This is a genomic window from Streptomyces sp. NRRL B-24572, assembly GCF_002156145.1.
Lineage (GTDB): Bacteria > Actinomycetota > Actinomycetes > Streptomycetales > Streptomycetaceae > Streptomyces > Streptomyces vietnamensis.
Genome location: NZ_MWIG01000086.1, coordinates 1 through 21,193, shown reverse-complemented (window position 1 = coordinate 21,193; position 21,193 = coordinate 1). Strand labels below are relative to the sequence as shown.

The 21,193-nt window shown below is 70.7% G+C and carries 17 protein-coding genes; 5 read left to right on the top strand and 12 right to left on the bottom strand.

Features of this window, described 5'->3' with window-relative positions:
- Positions 1–485 precede the first annotated feature (485 nt).
- Together CCN56_RS05565 and dapA are read right to left on the bottom strand one after the other, a co-directional pair.
- A complete protein-coding gene (locus CCN56_RS05565) occupies positions 486–2,171 on the bottom strand; it encodes a ribonuclease J (protein ID WP_086824154.1) in 1,686 nt (561 codons plus the stop codon).
- Between the two features lie 100 nt (positions 2,172–2,271).
- A complete protein-coding gene (dapA, locus tag CCN56_RS05560; RefSeq protein WP_086824152.1) occupies positions 2,272–3,171 on the bottom strand; it encodes a 4-hydroxy-tetrahydrodipicolinate synthase in 900 nt (299 codons plus the stop codon).
- Positions 3,172–3,510: 339 nt separating this feature from the next.
- On the opposite strand from dapA, the gene CCN56_RS05555 reads away from it, so the two are divergent.
- Positions 3,511–3,750 carry a hypothetical protein gene (locus CCN56_RS05555; protein WP_086824150.1) on the top strand — a complete coding sequence of 80 codons (240 nt, stop codon included), beginning with the start codon at positions 3,511–3,513 and terminating at the stop codon, positions 3,748–3,750.
- Between the two features lie 54 nt (positions 3,751–3,804).
- Positions 3,805–4,365, top strand: coding sequence for a PH domain-containing protein (locus CCN56_RS05550; protein ID WP_086824148.1), 561 nt, complete (start codon positions 3,805–3,807; stop codon positions 4,363–4,365).
- Here CCN56_RS05550 and CCN56_RS05545 read toward each other — a convergent pair.
- From CCN56_RS05545 to eccD, 6 genes are all read right to left on the bottom strand, one after another.
- Positions 4,355–4,807: a membrane protein gene (locus tag CCN56_RS05545; RefSeq protein ID WP_041131543.1), complete on the bottom strand. Its 453-nt coding sequence runs from the start codon at positions 4,805–4,807 to the stop codon at positions 4,355–4,357. The genes CCN56_RS05550 and CCN56_RS05545 overlap by 11 nt on opposite strands.
- A gap of 5 nt (positions 4,808–4,812) precedes the next feature.
- Positions 4,813–5,565, bottom strand: a complete 753-nt coding sequence (dapB, locus tag CCN56_RS05540; RefSeq protein ID WP_086824146.1) for a 4-hydroxy-tetrahydrodipicolinate reductase — start codon at positions 5,563–5,565, stop codon at positions 4,813–4,815.
- Positions 5,566–5,590: 25 nt separating this feature from the next.
- Entirely contained in the window at positions 5,591–6,970 is a 1,380-nt protein-coding gene (locus CCN56_RS05535; RefSeq protein ID WP_041131541.1) for a pitrilysin family protein, read from the bottom strand.
- Complete coding sequence (locus CCN56_RS05530; protein ID WP_041131540.1) at positions 6,967–9,186, bottom strand: polyribonucleotide nucleotidyltransferase; 2,220 nt, start codon at positions 9,184–9,186, stop codon at positions 6,967–6,969. Before CCN56_RS05530 ends, CCN56_RS05535 begins: the two co-directional genes overlap by 4 nt.
- A gap of 282 nt (positions 9,187–9,468) precedes the next feature.
- Positions 9,469–9,759, bottom strand: a complete 291-nt coding sequence (gene rpsO / locus CCN56_RS05525; protein WP_015036567.1) for a 30S ribosomal protein S15 — start codon at positions 9,757–9,759, stop codon at positions 9,469–9,471.
- 216 nt (positions 9,760–9,975) lie between these two features.
- Positions 9,976–11,451, bottom strand: coding sequence for a type VII secretion integral membrane protein EccD (gene eccD / locus CCN56_RS05520; RefSeq protein ID WP_086824144.1), 1,476 nt, complete (start codon positions 11,449–11,451; stop codon positions 9,976–9,978).
- A gap of 226 nt (positions 11,452–11,677) precedes the next feature.
- On the opposite strand from eccD, the gene eccCa reads away from it, so the two are divergent.
- Both eccCa and CCN56_RS05510 read left to right on the top strand, forming a co-directional pair.
- Entirely contained in the window at positions 11,678–15,631 is a 3,954-nt protein-coding gene (eccCa, locus tag CCN56_RS05515; protein ID WP_086824143.1) for a type VII secretion protein EccCa, read from the top strand.
- Between the two features lie 82 nt (positions 15,632–15,713).
- Positions 15,714–15,998: a DUF397 domain-containing protein gene (locus tag CCN56_RS05510; RefSeq protein WP_041131537.1), complete on the top strand. Its 285-nt coding sequence runs from the start codon at positions 15,714–15,716 to the stop codon at positions 15,996–15,998.
- Positions 15,999–16,072: 74 nt separating this feature from the next.
- On the opposite strand, the gene CCN56_RS05505 is transcribed toward CCN56_RS05510, so the two are convergent.
- From CCN56_RS05505 to eccB, 4 genes are all read right to left on the bottom strand, one after another.
- Complete coding sequence (locus CCN56_RS05505; protein ID WP_086824141.1) at positions 16,073–16,363, bottom strand: WXG100 family type VII secretion target; 291 nt, start codon at positions 16,361–16,363, stop codon at positions 16,073–16,075.
- Between the two features lie 53 nt (positions 16,364–16,416).
- Positions 16,417–16,767 (bottom strand): WXG100 family type VII secretion target, encoded by a 351-nt coding sequence (locus CCN56_RS05500; RefSeq protein WP_041131536.1) that lies wholly within the window; start codon positions 16,765–16,767, stop codon positions 16,417–16,419.
- A gap of 190 nt (positions 16,768–16,957) precedes the next feature.
- Positions 16,958–18,211, bottom strand: a complete 1,254-nt coding sequence (mycP, locus tag CCN56_RS05495; protein WP_086824139.1) for a type VII secretion-associated serine protease mycosin — start codon at positions 18,209–18,211, stop codon at positions 16,958–16,960.
- A gap of 12 nt (positions 18,212–18,223) precedes the next feature.
- A complete protein-coding gene (gene eccB, locus CCN56_RS05490) occupies positions 18,224–19,768 on the bottom strand; it encodes a type VII secretion protein EccB (protein ID WP_086824137.1) in 1,545 nt (514 codons plus the stop codon).
- A 190-nt stretch (positions 19,769–19,958) separates the two neighbouring features.
- Between eccB and eccE the strand changes: the two genes are divergently transcribed.
- Positions 19,959–21,193: type VII secretion protein EccE (eccE, locus tag CCN56_RS05485; RefSeq protein ID WP_086824156.1), on the top strand; the 1,235-nt coding region annotated here is incomplete at its 3' end.

Sequence of the window (21,193 nt, the reverse complement as noted above, 5' to 3'; positions counted from 1 at the left end):
CACACTCGCGTTGAGCGGGACGGTCATGCCGGAATGTGGCCGACCGTCCACAGCGTCCTCGCTGTGTTGTCGCCACCCCGAGGGGTGGACTTTTTCAAAGGAACCTCGGCCATCCGGAGATGGACGGGGTATCAACTAATCTGGCGTTGATTTTTGGCACGCTGTTGAGTTCTCAAGGTGCGGACGCTTCCTTCGTTCCCGTTTCCGGGCCCTCCGGGCGCTTCCTTCGTTTCCGACTCTATCAGATCTTTCCGATCCGATTTCCTCGGTGCTTTCCGGTCCCGAATTTGTGTTTCTTCGAGGCCTTCCGGCGCGTTCCGACTTTATCAGAAGTTCTGAGTCGGATTTCCCGCCTCCCGGTTCGTCCTCCGGGCGCACGGCGGCGCCGGGGACTTCCCGATCTGGCGGAGCCGTAAACGTACTGGAGCGGGGCGCCCCGATGCAAATCGGGGGGCCCCGCTCCGGTGACGCGCTGGTCAGGCGCCTCAGACCTCGACGACGACCGGGAGGATCATCGGGCGCCGGCGGTAGGTGTCGGAGACCCACTTGCCGACGGTGCGGCGGATCAGCTGCTGGAGCTGGTGGGGTTCGACGACGCCGTCCTGGGCCGACTTGTTGAGGGCCTGGTCGATCTTCGGGATCACCGCGTCGAAGGCGGAGTCCTCGATGCCGGAGCCGCGGGCGTGGATGTTCGGGCCGCCCACGATCTTGCCGGTGGAGGAGTCGACCACCAGGAAGACCGAGATGATGCCTTCCTCGCCCAGGATGCGGCGGTCCTTGAGGGAGGTCTCCGTGACGTCGCCGACCGAGAGGCCGTCGACGTACACGTAGCCCGCCTGGACCTTGCCGGTGATGCGGGCGCGGCCGTCGACCAGGTCGACGACGACGCCGTCCTCGGCGATGACGATGTGGTCCTTGGGGATGCCCGTCATCGCGCCGAGCTCGGCGTTGGCGCGCAGGTGGCGCCATTCGCCGTGGACCGGCATGAGGTTCTTCGGCTTGCAGATGTTGTAGAAGTACAGCAGCTCGCCGGCCGAGGCGTGGCCCGAGACGTGGACCTTGGCGTTGCCCTTGTGGACCACGTTCGCGCCCCAGCGGGTCAGGCCGTTGATCACGCGGTAGACCGCGTTCTCGTTGCCCGGGATGAGGGAGGACGCGAGGATCACCGTGTCGCCGGGGACGATGCGGATCTGGTGGTCGCGGTTGGCCATGCGGGACAGGGCCGCCATGGGCTCGCCCTGGGAACCCGTACAGACCAGCACGACCTCGTCGTCCGGCAGGTCGTCGAGGGTCTTCACGTCCACGACGAGGCCGGCCGGGACCCGGAGGTAGCCCAGGTCGCGGGCGATGCCCATGTTCCGGACCATCGAGCGGCCGACGAAGGCGACCCTGCGGCCGTACTCGTGGGCGGCGTCGATGATCTGCTGGATGCGGTGCACGTGGCTGGCGAAGCTGGCCACGATGATGCGCTTCGGGGCGTTCGCGAAGACGTTCCGCAGGACGTTGGAGATGTCGCGCTCCGGCGGGACGAAGCCCGGGACCTCGGCGTTCGTCGAGTCGGACAGCAGGAGGTCGATGCCCTCCTCGCTGAGCCGCGCGAACGCGTGGAGGTCGGTGAGCCGGCCGTCCATCGGGAGCTGGTCCATCTTGAAGTCGCCGGTGGCGACGGCCATGCCCGCGGGGGTGCGGATGGCGACGGCCAGGGCGTCCGGGATGGAGTGGTTGACCGCGACGAACTCGCAGTCGAAGGGGCCCAGCTGCTCGCGGTCGCCTTCCTTCACCTCGAGGGTGTAGGGGCGGATGCGGTGCTCCTGGAGCTTCGCCTCGATGAGGGCGAGGGTCAGCTTGGAGCCGATGAGCGGGATGTCCGGCTTCAGCCGGAGCAGGTACGGGACGGCACCGATGTGGTCCTCGTGGCCGTGCGTGAGCACGATGCCCTCGATGTCGTCGAGGCGGTCCCGGATGATGGTGAAGTCCGGCAGGATCAGGTCGATGCCGGGCTGCTCCTCCTCGGGGAAGAGGACGCCGCAGTCGACGATCAGCAGACGGCCGTCGAACTCGAAGACCGTCATGTTGCGGCCGATCTCACCGAGGCCACCGAGCGGGATGACGCGCAGGCCGCCCTTGGGCAGCTTCGGCGGGGCGCCGAGTTCAGGATGCGGATGACTCAAAAGACTCTCCTCACCATGCGCGCCACGTACCGGTCGGGCACGTGGCGCGCATGACAATCGTGCACTTGCTGTTGTCAGTGTTCAGTTGTGAAGTCTGTTGTCAGAGTTCTACCCCGCCGGCGGCCAGGTCGACCTTGAGCTGCTCGGTCTCCTGCTCGGAGAGCTCGACGAGCGGGGGGCGCAGCGGGCCGGCCGGGAGGCCCTGGAGGGCGAGGGCGGCCTTGGTGGTCATGACGCCCTGGGTGCGGAACATGCCGGTGTAGACCGGGAGCAGCTTCTGGTGGATCTCGGTGGCCTTCTGGACCTCGCCGCCGAGGTGGGCGTCGAGGAGGGCGCGGAGCTCCGGGGTGACGAGGTGGCCGACGACGGAGACGAAGCCGCAGGCGCCGACGGAGAGCAGCGGCAGGTTGAGCATGTCGTCGCCGGAGTACCAGGCGAGGCCGGAGCGGGCGATGGCCCAGCTGGCGCGGCCGAGGTCGCCCTTGGCGTCCTTGTTGGCGACGATGCGCGGGTGCTCTGCGAGGCGGACGATCGTCTCGGTGTCGATCGGGACGCCGCTGCGGCCGGGGATGTCGTAGAGCATCACGGGGAGGCCGGTGGCGTCGGCGATGGCCGAGAAGTGCCGGTACAGGCCCTCCTGCGGGGGCTTGTTGTAGTAGGGCGTCACGGCGAGGAGGCCGTGGGCGCCGTCGCGCTCGGCGGTGCGGGCCAGTTCGATGGAGTGGTGGGTGTCGTTGGTGCCGATGCCGGCGACGACGTGGGCGCGGTCGCCGACCGCCTCCAGTACCGCTCGTACGAGGTCCGATTTCTCCGCGTCGCCGGTGGTCGGGGACTCACCGGTGGTGCCGTTGATGACGAGGCCGTCGTTGCCCGCGTCCACCAGGTGGCTGGCGAGTCGCTGGGCACCGTCGAGGTCGAGTGCGCCGTCCGCCGTGAAGGGCGTGATCATGGCGGTGAGGACCCGCCCGAAGGGGGTCTGCGGAGTGGAGATCGGAGCCATGGGTAACACGCTACTCGCTGCTCAGCACCGGGCGCCCCTGAGGGGGACAGGAGAAGGGGAGCCCGGCGCTGCCTGCTCGGGGGTTCAGGCAGCGCCGGGTCCGTTTGATCAGCCTAGATGAACTTCGTGAAACGTCGCAATACGGACACTTCGCATGGTGCGTTCGGACATGTGTGCCCTCGTGGGAGTGCACAGTCCTCCAGCTCTTGCGGTTGCCGCTGCGGCGGCGTCCTACCGGAGGATGAGATTCGGCCGCTTTGATGAAAAAGGGCACCAAAACGTCGGTTGCGTCGTCTGTACCTGTGACGCATCACGACGAAGACAAGGAGAGTGGCCCTGATGTTCCGCCGGAGAGAGGCCGTACCGTTCGCGTTCGTCGCGGAGGCCGACCACTTCCGCAGTAACGTCACTCCACCGCCCCGGGAGCGCCTCAGCGCCTCGCAGATCGTGGGCCGCACCCTGCTCGGGCTGACCGTCGTGGCCGGCCTCGTCGGGTCCCTGGTCTTCGGGATGCCCTCGCTCCAGTCGGGGGACTCGGGCACTCGTCAGCAGCAGTCCGAGGCCTCCGACAACCGCTGAGGTAGCCTCACCGGGCACTGCCCCTTCGAGCGTGCTTGTGAGTGAGGACCTGTCGTGCCCCTGCCCTTCCTGACGGCCGACCGTGCTTTTGACACGACCGACCATGTCGCCCTGCCGTTCGACGACCACGATCAGTGGCGTCGTCCGTACCGGCCGGGGTCGTGGCGGGTGGGAGCGGCGGCGCTCGCGCTGCTGCTCGCCTCGTTCGTCCTGCTCGCCGCCGTGATCGTCGCGTTCGCCGGGGCCTTCGGCGGGGCGGGCGTCACGTTCGGCATCGCCGTGCTCGTCATCGCGGCCGCCCTGCGGATGCTGCGCATGGGCGCCTGGGTGAGCCGCGCCGGTGTGCGGCGCGTGGGCTTCTTCTCGACGGTCACCGTGCCCTGGGCGAAGGTGACGTCCCTGCGGACCACCCAGCAGCCGGTGCGCTGGCTGGGACTCCCCCGCACGGTCCAGGGCCAGGCCCTGGTGCTCGACCGGCGGGGTGGTGAGCAGCTGCTGCTGCTCACCGACCACAACGCCGACTTCCTCTCCCGCATCGAGGCCTTCGACCGGGCGGCCGACACGGTCGAGGCCTGGAACGCCGAGTACGGCACGGCCCCGGCCGCTACGCGCTGACCGGACGCCCCTCGTGGAGCGCGATGGCCCGCTGCATCGCCTTGCGGGCCCGGGGGGTGTCCCGGGCGTCGTGGTAGGCCACCGCGAGCCGGAACCAGCAGCGCCAGTCCTCCGGTGAATCCTCCGTCTCGGCCTTGCGCCGGGCGAAGACCTCGTCGGCCGAGTCCCGGAGGATCCGGCCGCCCTCCGTGCGCTTCAGCTCGTCGACGGGCAGGCCGCCCTCGGCCTCCAGCTCCGCGGCCAGGCGGTTGGCCCGGCGCGCGAAGCTGGTGTTCTTCCAGAGGAACCAGCCGCCGACGGCGGGCAGCAGGAACGCCACCGCGCCCATGCCCATGGCGGCCGGCTCGCCCGTGAGGAGGAGCAGGACGCCCTCCATCGCCACCACGCCGAAGACGAGGACGAGCACGGTGGAGAGGAAGACGTACGTGATCTTTCCGCCCATGGCCGTCAGCCCAGGTCCAGGAAGTGCTCCAGGCCGAAGGTGAGGCCAGGAGTGCTGGTCACGCGGCGGGCGCCCAGGAGGATGCCCGGCATGAAGCTGGAGTGGTGCAGGGAGTCGTGCCGGACGGTGAGGGTCTCGCCCTCGCCGCCGAGCAGCACCTCCTGGTGGGCGAGCAGGCCCCGGAGCCGTACGGCGTGGACGGGGACGCCGTCGACGTTCGCCCCGCGCGCCCCGTCGAGGGCGGTGGTCGTGGCGTCGGGCTGCGGGGCGCAGCCTGCCTTCGACCGGGCCTCGGCGATCAGCTGGGCGGTGCGGGTGGCGGTGCCGGAGGGGGCGTCCACCTTGTTCGGGTGGTGCAGTTCGACGACCTCGACGGACTCGAAGTACGGGGCCGCGATCTGCGCGAACTTCATGGTGAGGACCGCGCCGATGGAGAAGTTCGGGGCGATGAGGACGCCGGTCTCCGGGGAGGCGGCGAGCCAGGTCCGCAGCTGCGCGAGGCGGTCCTCGGTCCAGCCGGTGGTGCCGACCACCGCGTGGATGCCGTGGCGCACGCAGTAGTCGAGGTTCTCCATCACGGAGGCCGGAGTGGTCAGCTCGACGACGACCTGGGCGCCCGCCTCGGTGAGCGCCTCCAGGTCGTCGCCGCGGCCGAGGGCCGCGACCAGTTCCATGTCCTCGGCGGCCTCGACGGCCTTCACGGCCTCGGAGCCGATGCGGCCCTTGGCTCCGAGGACCGCCACACGCAGCTTGCTCATTGCTCTTCCTTACGGGACTCGTGGGTCAGGAGACCGCTTGGTGGAGGCGGTCCGCCTGCTTGTCCTTCAGCGGGCCGATCACCGACAGCGAGGGCCGCTGCTCCAGTACATCGCGGGCGACCTCGCGGACCTCGTCCGGGGTGACCGCCGCGATCCGGGTGAGCATGTCGTCGACCGACATCTGGGTGCCCCAGCACAGCTCGCTCTTGCCGATGCGGTTCATCAGCGCGCCGGTGTCCTCCAGGCCGAGGACGGTCGAGCCGGAGAGCTGCCCGACGGCGCGGGTGATCTCCTCGTCCGTGAGGCCGTCGGAGGCGACCTTGTCGAGCTCGTCGCGGCAGATCTTCAGGACGTCGTGGACCTGGCTGGGCCGGCAGCCCGCGTACACCCCGAAGAGGCCGCAGTCGGCGAAGCCCGAGGTGTACGAGTACACGCTGTAGGCCAGGCCGCGCTTCTCGCGGACCTCCTGGAAGAGGCGGGAGGACATGCCGCCGCCGAGGGCGGTGTTCAGCACGCCGAGGGCCCAGCGGCGCTCGTCGGTGCGGGCCAGGCCCGGCATGCCGAGGACCACGTGGGCCTGCTCGGTCTTGCGGTTCAGGAGCTCGACGCGGCCCGCCGTACGGAGGGTCCGGGAGCCCTCGCGGGGGGCGACGGGGACGGCGTCCGTACGGCCGAGGGCGCCGGCCTTCTCGAAGGCGCGGCGGACCTGGCGCACCACCGTGGCGTGGTCGACGTTGCCGGCGCAGGCGACGACCAGGTGGGTCGGGTCGTAGTGCTTCTTGTAGAAGCGGGCGATCTGGCCGCGGCTGAGCGCGTTGATCGTGTCGACGGTGCCGAGGACCGGGCGGCCCAGCGGGGTGTCGCCGAACATCGTCTGCGCGAACAGCTCGTGCACGACGTCACCGGGGTCGTCCTCGGTCATCGCGATCTCTTCGAGGATGACGCCGCGCTCGGCGTCCACGTCCTCGTCGAGGATGAGCGAGTCCGTGAGCATGTCGCAGACGACGTCGATCGCCAGCGGCAGGTCGGTGTCGAGGACCCGGGCGTAGTAGCAGGTGTACTCCTTCGCCGTGAAGGCGTTCATCTCGCCGCCGACCGCGTCGATCGCGGCGGAGATGTCGAGGGCGGACCGCTTGTGGGTGCCCTTGAAGAGGAGGTGCTCCAGGTAGTGGGTCGCGCCGTTGAGCGTCGGGGTCTCGTCGCGGGAGCCGACGTGCGCCCAGATGCCGAAGGTGGCGGAGCGCACGGAGGGGAGGGTCTCGGTGACGATCCGCAGGCCGCCGGGGAGGGTCGTGCGGCGGACCGTGCCGATGCCGTCCTTGCCCGGGAGAAGCGTTTGGGTACGGGCGACGGCCCGCCCCTCCGAAGAGGGGCGGGCCGTCGCGCGGGAACTACGGGACGTCACTTGGCAGCGTCGTCCTTGTCACCCTCGGCGCCGTCCTCGTCCGCGATCACGGGGATCAGGGAGAGCTTGCCGCGCTGGTCGATCTCGGCGATCTCGACCTGGACCTTGGAGCCGATCGCGAGCACGTCCTCGACGTTCTCCACGCGCTTGCCACCGGCGAGCTTGCGGATCTGCGAGATGTGCAGCAGGCCGTCCTTGCCCGGGAGCAGGGAGACGAAGGCACCGAAGGTGGTGGTCTTGACGACCGTACCCAGGTAGCGCTCGCCGACCTCCGGCATGGTCGGGTTGGCGATGCCGTTGATCGTGGCGCGGGCGGCCTCGGCGGCCGGGCCGTCGGCGGCACCGATGTAGATGGTGCCGTCGTCCTCGATCGTGATCTCGGCGCCGGTGTCCTCCTGGATCTGGTTGATCATCTTGCCCTTGGGGCCGATGACCTCACCGATCTTGTCCACGGGGATCTTGACGGTGATGATCCGCGGGGCGTTCGGGGACATCTCGTCCGGCGTGTCGATCGCTTCCATCATCACGTCGAGGATGTGGAGGCGGGCGTCGCGGGCCTGCTTGAGGGCCGCGGCCAGGACGGAGGCCGGGATGCCGTCCAGCTTGGTGTCGAGCTGGAGGGCGGTGACGAACTCCTTCGTACCGGCGACCTTGAAGTCCATGTCGCCGAAGGCGTCCTCCGCACCGAGGATGTCGGTGAGGGCGACGTAGTGCGTCTGGCCGTCGATCTCCTCGGAGATCAGACCCATGGCGATGCCGGCGACGGGGGCCTTCAGCGGCACACCGGCGTTCAGCAGCGACATGGTGGAGGCGCAGACCGAGCCCATGGACGTCGAGCCGTTGGAGCCGAGGGCCTCGGACACCTGGCGGATCGCGTAGGGGAACTCCTCGCGGGTCGGGAGGACCGGGACGAGGGCGCGCTCGGCAAGGGCGCCGTGGCCGATCTCGCGGCGCTTGGGCGAGCCCACGCGGCCGGTCTCGCCGACGGAGTACGGCGGGAAGTTGTAGTTGTGCATGTAGCGCTTGCGGGTCACCGGGGAGAGGGTGTCCAGCTGCTGCTCCATGCGGAGCATGTTGAGGGTGGTGACGCCCAGGATCTGGGTCTCGCCACGCTCGAACAGCGCCGAGCCGTGCACGCGCGGGATGGCCTCGACCTCGGCGGCGAGCGTACGGATGTCCGTGATGCCGCGGCCGTCGATGCGGACCTTGTCCTTGATGATGCGCTCGCGGACCAGCTTCTTGGTCAGCGCGCGGTAGGCGCCCGCGATCTCCTTCTCGCGGCCCTCGAAGGCCGGGAGGAGCTTCTCGGCGGCGAGGTCCTTGATGCGGTCGAGCTCGGTCTCGCGCTCCTGCTTGCCGGCGATGGTGAGCGCCTGGGCGAGCTCGTCCTTGACGGCGGCGGAGAGCGCCTCCAGGACGTCGTCCTGGTAGTCGAGGTAGACCGGGAACTCGCCGGTGGGCTTGGCGGCCTTGGCGGCGAGGTCCGACTGGGCCTTGCAGAGGACCTTGATGAAGGGCTTCGCGGCCTCGAGACCGGCGGCGACGACCTCCTCGGTCGGCGCCTCGGCGCCGCCCTTGACCAGCTGGATGGTCTTCTCGGTGGCCTCGGCCTCGACCATCATGATCGCGACGTCGCCGTCCTCGAGGACGCGACCGGCGACGACCATGTCGAAGACGGCGTCCTCGAGCTCGGTGTGCGTCGGGAAGGCGACCCACTGGCCCTTGATCAGGGCGACACGGGTGCCGCCGATCGGGCCGGAGAAGGGCAGGCCGGCCAGCTGCGTGGAGCAGGAGGCGGCGTTGATCGCGACCACGTCGTACAGGTGGTCGGGGTTGAGCGCCATGATCGTCTCGACGATCTGGATCTCGTTGCGCAGGCCCTTCTTGAAGGAGGGGCGCAGCGGGCGGTCGATCAGACGACAGGTGAGGACGGCGTCCTCGGAGGGGCGGCCCTCACGGCGGAAGAAGGAGCCGGGGATCTTGCCGGCCGCGTACATCCGCTCCTCGACGTCCACCGTCAGGGGGAAGAAGTCGAGCTGGTCCTTGGGGCGCTTCGAGGCGGTGGTCGCGGAGAGGACCATCGTGTCGTCGTCCAGGTAGGCGACGGCGGAGCCGGCGGCCTGCTTGGCCAGACGGCCGGTCTCGAAGCGGATGGTGCGGGTACCGAAGGCGCCGTTGTCGATGACGGCCTCGGCGTAGTGGGTCTCGTTCTCCACTATGGGTTTCTCCTACGTGTTCGTCTTTGCGTCCTTCGGCCCGTGTGGCCGGGGACGGTGTGCGACGGGGGCGGAGAGCTCGCCTAGGGTGCGGGCCGGTCTTCGATCGAAGCACCCGGGTCTTCGTTTCCGGGGGCCACTACCGAGGACCGGCGGCTGGCCGGCGGCTGCGCGCTCGTCGTATGGGGTTGTGCGACCAGACTAAGTGCCGATGCGCACTTTGTGCACGTACAGCAAAGGGAGCGGCCCCCTGAAAGTGGGAACCGCTCCCTTCACGGCGTCTTACTTGGCGCCGCCGGCCGCACCGCGGCGGATGCCGAGGCGGTCGACCAGCGTACGGAAGCGCTGGATGTCCTTCTTCGCCAGGTACTGCAGCAGGCGGCGGCGCTGGCCGACCAGGATCAGCAGACCACGACGGGAGTGGTGGTCGTGCTTGTGCTGCTTGAGGTGCTCGGTCAGGTCCGAGATGCGACGGGACAGCATCGCGACCTGGACCTCGGGGGAGCCGGTGTCGCCCTCCTTGGTGCCGAACTCGGCCATGATCTGCTTCTTGACAGCGGCGTCGAGAGCCACGCGGATCTCCTCTTTGGTGTTCGTGCGCCCGCGAGTGCCCCTGGTCTAGGTCTCAGGGGAAGCTTCCGTGACTCGACGGGCGAAGGTCCGATGGGCGCAGCTTCCAGAGGCTTCCGAGTGATCTCGGGGGCTTTCCGGGAGCGCGTACACAAACGGCCGTCACACAGCGTACCAGCTCGCCGGAGCGCCCCCGGGTCCCTTTTCTGCTCGCCGGAGCTACTTGCTGGTGAGGGAGCGGACCCGGGTGAAGACGTCGAGGACCGCGAGGGCGAGCGGGACGAGGGAGAGCAGGACGAAGCCCTCGGCCAGGTCGAGGAGCCGGCCCCAGAACGGCGAGAGGCCCTTCCTCGGGATGATCAGGCCGATCGCGGTGGTCAGCGCGGCGCCGGCGGCGACGGCGGCGGTGAGCCAGATCGTCCGGATGTCGAGGCCGCCCCGGTCCCCGTACATGAGGAGTTCCTTGACCAGGTCGGCCGGCGGGTTGAGGGAGAGGCCGAGGACGAGCAGCGAGATGGCGGCGATGCCGGCGACGAGGACGCAGGCGACCTGCGAGGTGTACCGGAAGAGGCGGGCGCGCAGCAGCATCGCGAGGCCGGCGGCGAGGGCGAGGAGCTGGCCCCAGACGTTCCCGGCGAAGCCGAGGACGGCGGCGGAGCCCACGACGACGGCGGCGCAGCCGCCGACCAGGCCGAGGAGCATCTCGTGGCCGCGGCGGGCCTGGAGCGCGATGCGCTCGCCGTCGACGGGCTGCGCCTCCTCGCCGGCCTGCTGCGGGTCGGCGGAGAAGTCGTCGTCGGCGGCGCTGCGCGGGGCGGCGTAGCCGATGGGGAGCCGGGCGAAGCGGGCGGAGAGGCCGGGCAGGAAGGCGACGGCGCCGATGGCGACGGGTGCGCAGGCCGCGGCCGCCTCGGTGGCGGTGGCCTCCGTGAGGATCATCAGGAAGGTGGCGAGGGTGCCGACGCCGGCGAGGAAGGTGGCCGCGACGAAGGGGGCGTCGCCGCTGGGGGTGAGCGCGACGAGGGCCACGGAGGCGACGAGGACGGTGACGCAGCCGAGCAGGAACTGCAGGCGGCCGGGGCCCTGGCCGGCGTCGGGGGCGATGATGCCGGAGCCGGCGATGAGGAGCAGCGGCAGGGCGCCGAGGCCGAGGGCGACGGCGGTCGCCCGGTCCGCGTAGACGCGGGCGCGGACGCCGGCGAAGGCGGTGAGGAGGAAGCCGGCGGCGCCCGCGATGACCCCGGGGAGGCTGTGCATGTCGTGGCGGACCGGGTCGGCGAACCAGAGGACGAAGCCCATGAGGACGAGGAGCAGCACGCCGCCGAGGAGTCCGGCGCCGCGGAGGAGTTCGTCGCTCCACAGGTGCCGGTCGCGGGTGACGGCGGAGGCGACGGCGTCGGACACGTCGTCGTAGACGGCCGGCGGCAGGGACTGGGCGAAGGGGCGCAGGGAGAGCACCTCGCCGTCGAGGACCTGCTGGGCGGCGAGGGTGCGGGCGCCGTCGAGGACGGATCCGTCGCGGCGGACCAGGTGGTAGCCGGTCGGTGTGCCGGCCGCCTGGGTCTGGCCGGTGAGGCGCAGGATCTCCGGGTAGACGTCGGCGACGGCGATGTCCTCGGGGAGCGCGACGTCGATGCGGCTGTCCGGCGCCACGACGGTGACGCGGCAGAAGCCGGTCGTTGCGGTCGTACTCACGTGTGTGGACCCCCTGATTCGCGGTTGCGGCCGTCCGGTTCGCGGTTGCGCCCGTCCTGATTCGCGGTTGCGCACGATGCGCGCGCCACCCTACCGGGGACGGCCGATGGGGGCTGCAAGTAGGATCGCCGTCCCATGGGGGAAGTCCGCGCGCCCGGCTGCCGGCAGGGGTCGCGTGCGGATGCTCCCGCCACGAGCCCGCCTCCAACGAGGGATTGATGCGCCGGTGAGCCAGATCGTCGTCAAACGCCCGCCGAGGTCCCTTCCTCCGGAAGTGCCCGGTGAGGAACTGGTCCTGGAGTCTCCGCCGGAACTTCCGCGGGGACAGCAGGAGTCGGCGTTGATGCAGCTCCTGCCGATGCTCGGCATGGGTTCCTCGGTCGTCTTCTTCTTCATGACGCCGTCTCCGATCATGCGGATCATGGGCACGCTGATGCTCGCGTCGACGGCCGCGATGGCGGTCGCGCAGTTCGTGAGATTCCGTCGCGGTACGCAGGGGCAAATGGCCGATGTCCGCCGCGACTACCTCAAATACCTCGCGCAGACCCGGCGTACGGTCCGGCGCACGGCGCGCAGGCAGCGGGACGCCCAGCTGTATCTGCACCCCGCCCCCGAGCAGCTGTGGTCGGTGGTGGCCGAGGGTTCCCGGGTGTGGGAGCGCCGGGTCGGCGACCATGACTTCGGGCAGGCGCGGATCGGCCTCGGGGCACAGCAGTTGGCGACTCCCCTGGTGGCGCCGGACACGGCTCCGGTGGACGAGCTGGAGCCGTTGTGCGCGGGGGCGATGCAGCAGTTCCTGGCGGTGCACGGCACCTTGGACGGGCTGCCGATGGCGGTCTCGATGCGGGCGTTCTACCACGTGACGGTGTCGGGCGAGCCGGAGTCGGCGCAGGCGGCGGCGCGTGCCCTCGTGGCGCAGCTGGTGACGCTGCACTCCCCCGACGACCTGATGCTCGCCGTGGTGGCGGCGCGGCCGGCGCAGGAGCGCTGGGACTGGACGAAGTGGCTGCCGCACACCCAGGTGCCGGGGCAGGTCGACGGGGCCGGTACGAAGCGGCTGTTCGGCGACGACCTCGGTGAGCTGGAGAACTTGGTCCGCTCCAAGCTGGACGGGCGGCCGCGGTTCTCCCGGGAGAACCAGCCGGTGCTCGACCAGCCGCACGTGGTGGTGGTCCTGGACGGCGGGATGGTGCCGCCGGACTCGCTGCTCGCGGCGGCCGAGGGCCTGCAGGGCGTGACGATCGTGGAGGTCGTCTCCGGTGAGCTCGACGAGCCGCGCGGTGGCCTCTCGGTGGTGGTACGGCCGGGCCGGCTGCGCCTGGAGTCGGGCGGCGGCTTCGCGTACGAGGGGCTGCCGGACGGCATCTCGCTGCCGGCGGCCGAGGCGCTGGCCCGGCAGCTGGCGCCGCTGCGGATGGGCGGCGGGGACGACGACGAGCCGCTGCTCGCCAACCTGGACTTCACGGACCTGCTGAACCTGGGCGACGCGGCCTCGGTGGACGTGACGCGGACCTGGCGCCCCCGGTCGGTGGCCGAGCGCCTTCGTGTGCCGATCGGTGTCGGCGAGGACGGCCTGCCGGTCATGCTGGACCTGAAGGAGGCCGCGCAGGAGGGCATGGGCCCGCACGGTCTGTGCGTCGGCGCGACGGGTTCCGGAAAGTCGGAGCTCCTTCGCACACTGGTGCTCGGTCTGGCGGTGACGCACTCCTCGGAGACGCTGAACTTCGTCCTCGCGGACTTCAAGGGCGGCGCGACCTTCGCGGGCATGTCGCAGATGCCGCACGTGGCGGCGGTCATCACCAACCTCGCCGACGACCTGACGCTCGTCGACCGCATGGGCGACGCGATCCGCGGCGAGCTCCAGCGGCGGCAGGAGCTGCTGCGCTCGGCGGGCAACTACGCCAACATCCACGACTACGAGAAGGCGCGGGCGGCGGGTGCGCCCCTCGAACCGCTGGCCTCGCTGGTCCTGGTGATCGACGAGTTCTCCGAGCTCCTCACCGCCAAGCCGGACTTCATCGACATGTTCATCCAGATCGGCCGCATCGGCCGCTCCCTGGGTGTGCACCTGCTGCTCGCCTCGCAGCGCCTGGAGGAGGGCAAGCTGCGGGGCCTGGACACGTACCTCTCGTACCGGATCGGTCTGCGGACCTTCTCGGCGGCGGAGTCGCGCACGGCGATCGGCGTGCCGGACGCCTACCACCTGCCGTCGGTGCCGGGTTCGGGCTATCTGAAGTTCGGTACGGACGAGATGACCCGCTTCAAGGCGGCGTACGTCTCGGGGACGTACCGGACGGGCGGGCCGCGTCTGGAGATCGGGCAGATGCCGGTGGAGCGGCGGCCCGCGCTGTTCACGGCGGCGCCGGTGCCGGTGGTGTACGCGGCGCCGGACCCGGCGTACCTCACGGCGCAGCGGAACGAGGAGGACGACGCGCTCGCGGACACCGTCCTCGACGTGATCGTGCGGCGCCTGGAGGGCCAGGGGGTGCCGGCGCACCAGGTGTGGCTGCCGCCGCTCGACCAGGCGCCCTCGCTCGACCAGCTGCTGCCGGGGCTCGCGCAGACCGCGGACCGGGGGCTCACGGCGACGGAGTACACGCGCCAGGGCGCCCTCACGGTGCCGCTCGGCCTCATCGACAAGCCGTTCGAGCAGCGGCGCGAGGTGCTGTACCGGGACTTCTCGGGCGCGGCCGGTCACATGATGGTGGTCGGCGGTCCGCAGTCCGGCAAGTCGACGATCATGCGCACGCTCGTCTCCTCGTTCGCGCTCACCCACACCCCGGCCGAAGTGCAGTTCTACTGCCTGGACTTCGGCGGCGGCGGCATGGTCTCGCTGGCCGACCTGCCGCACGTCGGCGGGGTGGCGTCCCGGCTCGACCCCGAGCGGGTGCGCCGGACGGTCGCGGAGGTCATGGGCGTCCTGAACCGGCGGGAGGAGTTCTTCCGCGCGCACTCCATCGACTCGATCGCGACCTACCGGCGCAAGCGGGCCGCGGGCGAACTGCCGGGCGAGGCCTGGGGCGACGTCTTCCTGATCGTGGACGGCTGGGGGACCTTCCGCAACGACTACGACATGCTGGAGCCGATCGTCTCCGACATCGCGGCGCGCGGTCTGGGCTACGGCATCCACGTGGTCATCACCGCCGCCCGGTACATGGAGGTGCGGGCGGCGCTCAAGGACCAGATGCTGGGCCGGCTCGAACTGCGGCTCGGTGACGTCATGGACTCCGAGTTCGACCGCAAGGTCGCGGCGAACGTGCCGACCGGCGTGCCGGGCCGCGGCCAGGTCCCGGAGAAGCTGCACTTCATGGGCGCGCTGCCGCGGATCGACGGGTCGAGCTCCTCGGCCGACCTGGCGGACGGCACGGCGGCGTTCGTCCAGGTGGTGAAGGCGAGCTGGACCGGGGCCCCGGCCCCTGCGGTGCGGCTGCTGCCGCGCAGGCTGCCCGCGGAGCAGCTGCCGAAGGGCTTCGAGTACCCGCAGCACGGCATCGCGATCGGCATCGACGAGACGAACCTGGAGCCGGTGTTCGTCGACTTCGAGTCGGATCCGTTCTTCCTGATCTTCGGCGAGAGCGAGTCCGGCAAGACGGCGCTGCTCCGGCTGATCGCCAAGCAGCTGTGCGAGCGGTACTCGCCCGAGCAGGCGCGGATCGTGGTCGGCGACTACCGGCGGACGATGCTGGAGGCGGTGGCGCCCTCGCACCTCCTGGAGTACGCGCCGATGGCCTCGGCCATGCAGATGCACATGGACGCGGTCAACACGGTGATGACGAAGCGGGCACCGAAGCCCGACATCACGCCGCAGCAGCTGCGGGACCGCAGCTGGTGGTCGGGTCCCCAACTGTTCGTCCTCGTCGACGACTTCGAGCTGGTGGCGACCAACTCGGGGAACCCGCTGGCCGTCCTGGTGGAGAACCTGCCGTTCGCGCGGGACGTCGGCATCCGGTTCATCGTGGCCCGCAGCCAGGCGGGCGCCTCCCGGGCGATGTACGAACCGTTCATGCAGCGGATGCGGGAGCTGGGCGCGCAGGGCGTGCTCCTCTCCGGCGACCCGCAGGAGGGCGACATCCTCGGCGGCGTCCGGGCGCGTCCGATGCCTCCGGGCCGGGGCACGTTCATCTCGCGGAAGCGCGGGACGCCGCTGGTGCAGCTGGGCTGGCTGCCCGAACAGCACTGAGCTGCCGGAACAGCGGGGAACGGAACGGTCCCTCCCACTACGGTGGGAGGGACCGTCGTACCACCGCGAAGGGAAAGCGCCGATGAGCGACGCACACGAGACCACCGCCGAGAGCGCGGACGCCGCGCTCGCCGCCGAGAAGCAGCGCCAGAAGGACGAGCTGTACGCGCTCGACATCTCCGGCGTCGAGTGGCAGGGCGCCCCGGGGACGAGCCCGGACGAGGAGCGCGTGGAGATCGCGCGGCTGCCCGAGGGCGCGGTGGCGATGCGCTCGTCCCTCGACAAGGACACGGTGCTGCGCTACACGAAGGCCGAGTGGGACGCGTTCGTCCTGGGCGCCCGTGACGGCGAGTTCGACCTGCGCTAGGGGATGCGCGTGAGGGGGTGGCCCGTCGGACGGGCCACCCCCTCACGCGTGTCTGTGCTGGTCGGCGAGGCCGATCACATCATGCGGAACCGGGCCGCGTTGCCCTTGTCCGTGTCCTGGTAGCCGACGACCGACTCGTCGAGGAGCTGGGCGATGCGCGCCAGGTCCTGGTTCATGCCGGCCATGTCGCGGGTCAGGCGGTCCTGGCTCTCGCGGTAGGCGATCTTCGCTTCACCTTCCCAGTTGGAGGCGACGCGGTTGACCTCGGCCATGAGGTCGTCGAGCTTCTGCGTGAGGGTGCTGGAGGTCAGGCGGGTGTCGGCCGCCGCCTGCGTCACGGTGTCGTAATTGACCGCAGTGGTCATGGTGTTGACTCCTCGGGTGAGAGTGGCGCGGAGGACTGGTCGGGTCGGACGGCTCAGATGCCGAGGATGGCGCTCTGACCGCCGGAGGCACCGGCGCCGGAGCTGCTGTCCATCTGACGGAAGGACCGCATGCGGTCCTCCTCCTCCTGCGAGAACCCGTCGGCGCTCATGCGCATGATCTCCTCGAGCTTGCTGAGCTCGGCGCGCATGCTGCGCAGACGCTGGTTCAGGTCGTTCTGGACCCGGTCGTACTCCTTGCTCGCAGCGCCCTGCCAGCCCGCCTGAACGCGGTCCACCACACCGTTGAGGGAGGTGATGCGGGCCTGGAGCTCGTCGGAGAAGTCCTGGATCCGGCCGGCGAGCTTGACTTGTTCGGCACTGGTTACGTTCAGGTCTTTCGACATCTTGCCCCTTCTTCCTTCGGCGGCGTCGACGGACGGGCCGTCGGGCCTACCGGTGTTGATGCGGACGGGAATCTTCTGATGCCGCCCCCGTGCTGGGTTCGCACTGTCGTGCCCCCAGCGGTCACTGTAGCCATTGACGGCGGCAGTTCCAACTGCAAAGGAAGGTCCCGATACTTGACCGGTACGCGCGTCACCGGGCCTCCCTCCTGCGGCGGCTGTCGCGGATCACGGTGGCGGTCCCGGCGACCACGGCCACCAGGACTCCTCCGATCCCCAACGTGTAGGTGGCGAGCCGTTCGGAGCGCTCCTGGGGCGTCTCCGACAGCGTCAGACGGGCCGGCTCGGGAGCCGGCGGCTTGGGCGGGCCCGGGTCGGGCACGGGCGAGGAGGCGGGCGTCCCGGGCTGGTCGGCGAGCGCCCGCACCGGGTCGACCACGCCCCAACCGACGTGGTCGTCACGGCCGTTGATCGAGCGGACGGCGGTCTGCTCGATGCGGGTGACGATCTGGGCCGCGCTCCACTCCGGGTACTTGGCGCGGAGCAGGGCGGCGACGCCGGCGACGTACGGGGCGGAGAAGCTGGTGCCGTTGTCGACGCACTGGCCGCCGCCGGGGACGGTGGAGACGATGTCGACGCCGGGGGCGGCGACGCCCACCATGGGGCCGGACTGGGAGAAGGCGGCGCGTTCGTTGTTCCGGTCGGAGGAGGCGACGGCGAGGACGCCGGGGAAGGCCGCCGGGTACGTCTTCTTGCTCTTGCCGTCCATGCCGTCGTTGCCCGCGGAGGCGACGATCACGACGTCCTTCTCGATCGCCCTGGCCACCGACCTGGCCATGGGCGAGTCCGGGCTCATCGGCTGCGTGGTGTCCTGCGAGATGTTGATGACCTTGGCGCCCTTGAGCACGGCGTAGTCGATCGCCTGGGCCATGGTGTCGGACTTGCCGCTGTTCTTCTCGTCGTTCTGCCGGATCGGGATGATCGTCGCCTCGGGGGCGAGGCCGACGAAACCGGTGCCCCTGCGGGGGCGGGCGGCGATGATGCCGGCGACCTTGGTGCCGTGGCCGACCTCGTCGACGGTGCCGTCGGTCTTGCCGCGCTTGTCGTCGCCGTAGGAGGGGTTGTTCTTGTCGGGCTTGAGGTAGTCCTTGCCCGACTTGGCGTCGACGGCGCGGCTCAGCTGCTGGTTGACGTCGTCGACGCCGGTGTCGATGACGGCGACGCGGACGCCCTTGCCCTTGGTGTCCTGCCACAGTTCGTCGAGGAGGACCCGCTGGAGCGGCCAGGGGATGCCCTCGATCTGCTTCTTCATGGGGAAGGTGCACTCGCCGCTGCCGTCGAGGGCCGGGCCGTCGTCGCGCGGCCGGGCCGCGGCGGCGGGGGCGGCGAGCAGGGCCACGAGGATGCCCGCGGCGAGCAGGGCGGTCGTGCGGTTCGTCGTCGTCACCGGTGCCACCCCCTAGGAACCCTGCGGCTGACGCGCGCTGTTGGTGTCGAGCCGCGGGCCCTTCGACAGGAACTCCGACCATTCGATCGGGACGAGGGCCGGCTGGACGTTCTCGTAGCCGAGACGCTTCTGGGCGTCGCTGGGTTCCGGCCTGTTGTCGGTCTGCTTCTGCTCGCCGGCGCCGATCTCGGAGCGGGCGGAGTCGCTGTCGCCGTTGGCCTGGACGGCGTACCGCAGGCCGGTGTCGGTGACGAGGAAGAGGGAGCCGTCGGGCGTCTTCTGCCTGCCCTGGATCTGGGTGTAGAGCAGGCCGGTGCCGGGGGTGACGTACGTGCTGGTGCCGCCGGCCGTGATGTCGGCGGGGTACTCGGTGCCGGCCCAGGTGGCGAGCTCGGTGTCGCCCTTCTCGTCGACGTCGGTGAGGACGCTGCAGACGGTGTCGCGGGCGCCCTCGCCTGTGGAGGCGTTGATCTGGGTGGACTTCAGGGTCGGCCAGCGGACGCCGTCGTGGAAGACGGTGGGGTCCGGGACGAAGGAGGAGGCGTCGACGGTGGTGGCCTTGCCGTCCATGTCGAGGTTGCCGGTCTCCGGGGAGTTGATGAGCAGCCAGGCGGTGAAGGGGGTGACGGGCTGGACCTTGCCGGCGAGGACGACGTAGTACTGCGGTCCCGAGCCGGTCTGGGCGAGGAGGACCATGCCGATCCGGTTCTCGGTCCCCGTGAGGGTGTTGCCGGGGATGCCGGCGGAGGCGCCGACCGTGCCGTCGATGTGCGGGAAGTCGATCTCGTCGCCGGTCTTCAGGGTGGCGAGCCAGTCGTCGGTGACGGCCTGCGGTTCCTTGCCGAGGCCGACGAGGGCGGTGAGGAGCCCGGCCCGGTCGGCCTTCACCGGGTACTTGGTGCCGGTGTGGTCGACGAGGAACTGGGCGTTGCCCTTCTGGCCCTTGACGTACAGGACCTGCCCGTCCTTCAGCTTGTTGTCCCCCTCGGTCCGCTTGGCGTCGCGCTCGGCGAAGAGGAAGGTCGCCTTCTGGACGCTGGCGCCCTTGCCGCCGCCGGGCTGCTCGCAGACCGCCCAGCGCTTCTTCTTGCCCGCGTCGTCCGGGGCGGGAAGCCGGTCGGGGGCGTACGGGATGCCGAGGATGGGGCCGCGCGGCGGCTTGCCCTCGTCGAGCTTCTTGTCGTCGACCTGGATGACCTGGAACTGGTCGGGGTTGAGCAGCAGCCGGGCGGAGGCGAGGTTGAGGACGGGGTGGAGCAGGGTCTTCTTGTCCTTGCCCTTGCCGGTCTCCAGGACGACGTACCGGGTCGTCGACTGCTTGCCGATGATGACCCGGGTGCCGGGGGTGTCCCAGCCCTTGGGGGCGGTGGGACTGAACATGCCCCAGGCGCCGAATCCGGCGACGACGAGCGCGGAGACGATCAGGCCGGGGACGACCGCCTTCAGCGGCTTCGGCGCCCCCTCCTCCGTACCGGAGGGCGAGGGTTGGAGGAATGCCGCCACCGTGCGCTTCTTCGCAAAGGTGTACGCGTTGAGCTCGTCCCGCCGCGATGCCATGAGTCCCCATTCTCGTCAGGCGCGATCTTCGCGCGGGGCGCCGGGGTGGTGACACCCGGGCCCCGGCCTTCGGACCGGCCCCCTACTATGCCTGCTGTCCCGTGGGGTTCGTGGGGCGGGTAGGGTGATCCGGCCGCCAAAGCCCTGGCGGGCCAGGGTCATCGGGACGAATTGAGGGGGATTCTCCATCATGGCTTCCGCGAGGCGGAGGCGGCCCGCCGCGGCCGCTGCCTCCACACCCCCGTCCACGGGGCCCGTACCCGCGGTCTCACCGAGGCTCCAGGCGCGTCCGGGACACTTCGGTTCGTTCCGATTGCAACAGCTCGTACTGGTCGAGGTGGCGGCGGCGCTGCTGCTCCTCGCCTGGGTCGTCGAGCCGATGCTGCTCGTGCCCGCGGGCGTGGTCGCCGTCGTGCTCGTCCTGCTCGCCGTGGTGCGCCGGCACCGGCGTTCGCTGCCCGAGTGGCTGGGCACCTTCCTCGCGCTGCGCGCCCGTTCGCGCCGGGCCTCCTCGTTCACGGTGCCGGAGGGCACCGAGCCGGGGTTCGCGCCGCTCGTGGAGTGCGATCCGGCGCTGCGGACCTACGCGTACAGCGACCGCGACCGGCGTCCGGTCGGGATGGTCGGCGACGGCACCTTCCTGACCGCCGTCCTGCGGGTCGAGTCGGACGGCACGGCGCTGCGCCCGGACCGCGCGGCGAAGCCGCTGCCCGTCGGGCTCGTCCGGGACGTGCTGAGCGTGGACGGCATCCGCCTGGAGTCGGCGCAGATCGTGCAGCACACGCAGCCGGCGCCCGCGCCGCACCTGCCCGCGCAGTCGATGGCCGCCCGCAACTACGGTCCGCTGCAGGCGCAGACGGGTTCGCCCGCGGTGCGGATCACCTGGATCGCGCTCAAGCTCGACCCCGAACTCTGCCCGGAGGCGGTCGCCGCGCGCGGCGGCGGCATGACCGGCGCCCAGAAGTGCGTGGTGCGGGCGGCGGACCAGCTGGCGAGCCGGCTCGCGGGCGCCGGGTTCCGGGCGAGCGTGCTGACGGAGCAGGAACTGACCTCCGCGCTCGCCACGTCGAGCTGCGCCAGCCCGATGGCGATAGCGCAGGCGGGCCGGGGGCAGGCGCAGGGGCGCCGCACCCAGGAGACCGCGCGGACCTGGCGGGTGGACGACCGGCGGCACACGACGTACTGGGTGGGGCGCTGGCCCCAGTTGGGCGGCCGGAGCGGCGGCGCGGGCGCGTCGATGCCGCAGCTGGTGGCCCTGCTGACCTCGCTGCCCGCGCTCGCGACGACGTTCAGCCTGACGCTGAGCGGCGGGGACCGGCAGGAGGTGACGGTGACCGGACACGTGCGCATCACCGGACGCAGCGACGAGGAACTGGTGGCCGCGCGGCACGAGCTGGAGCGTGCGGCGCGCGGAGTGAGGACGGG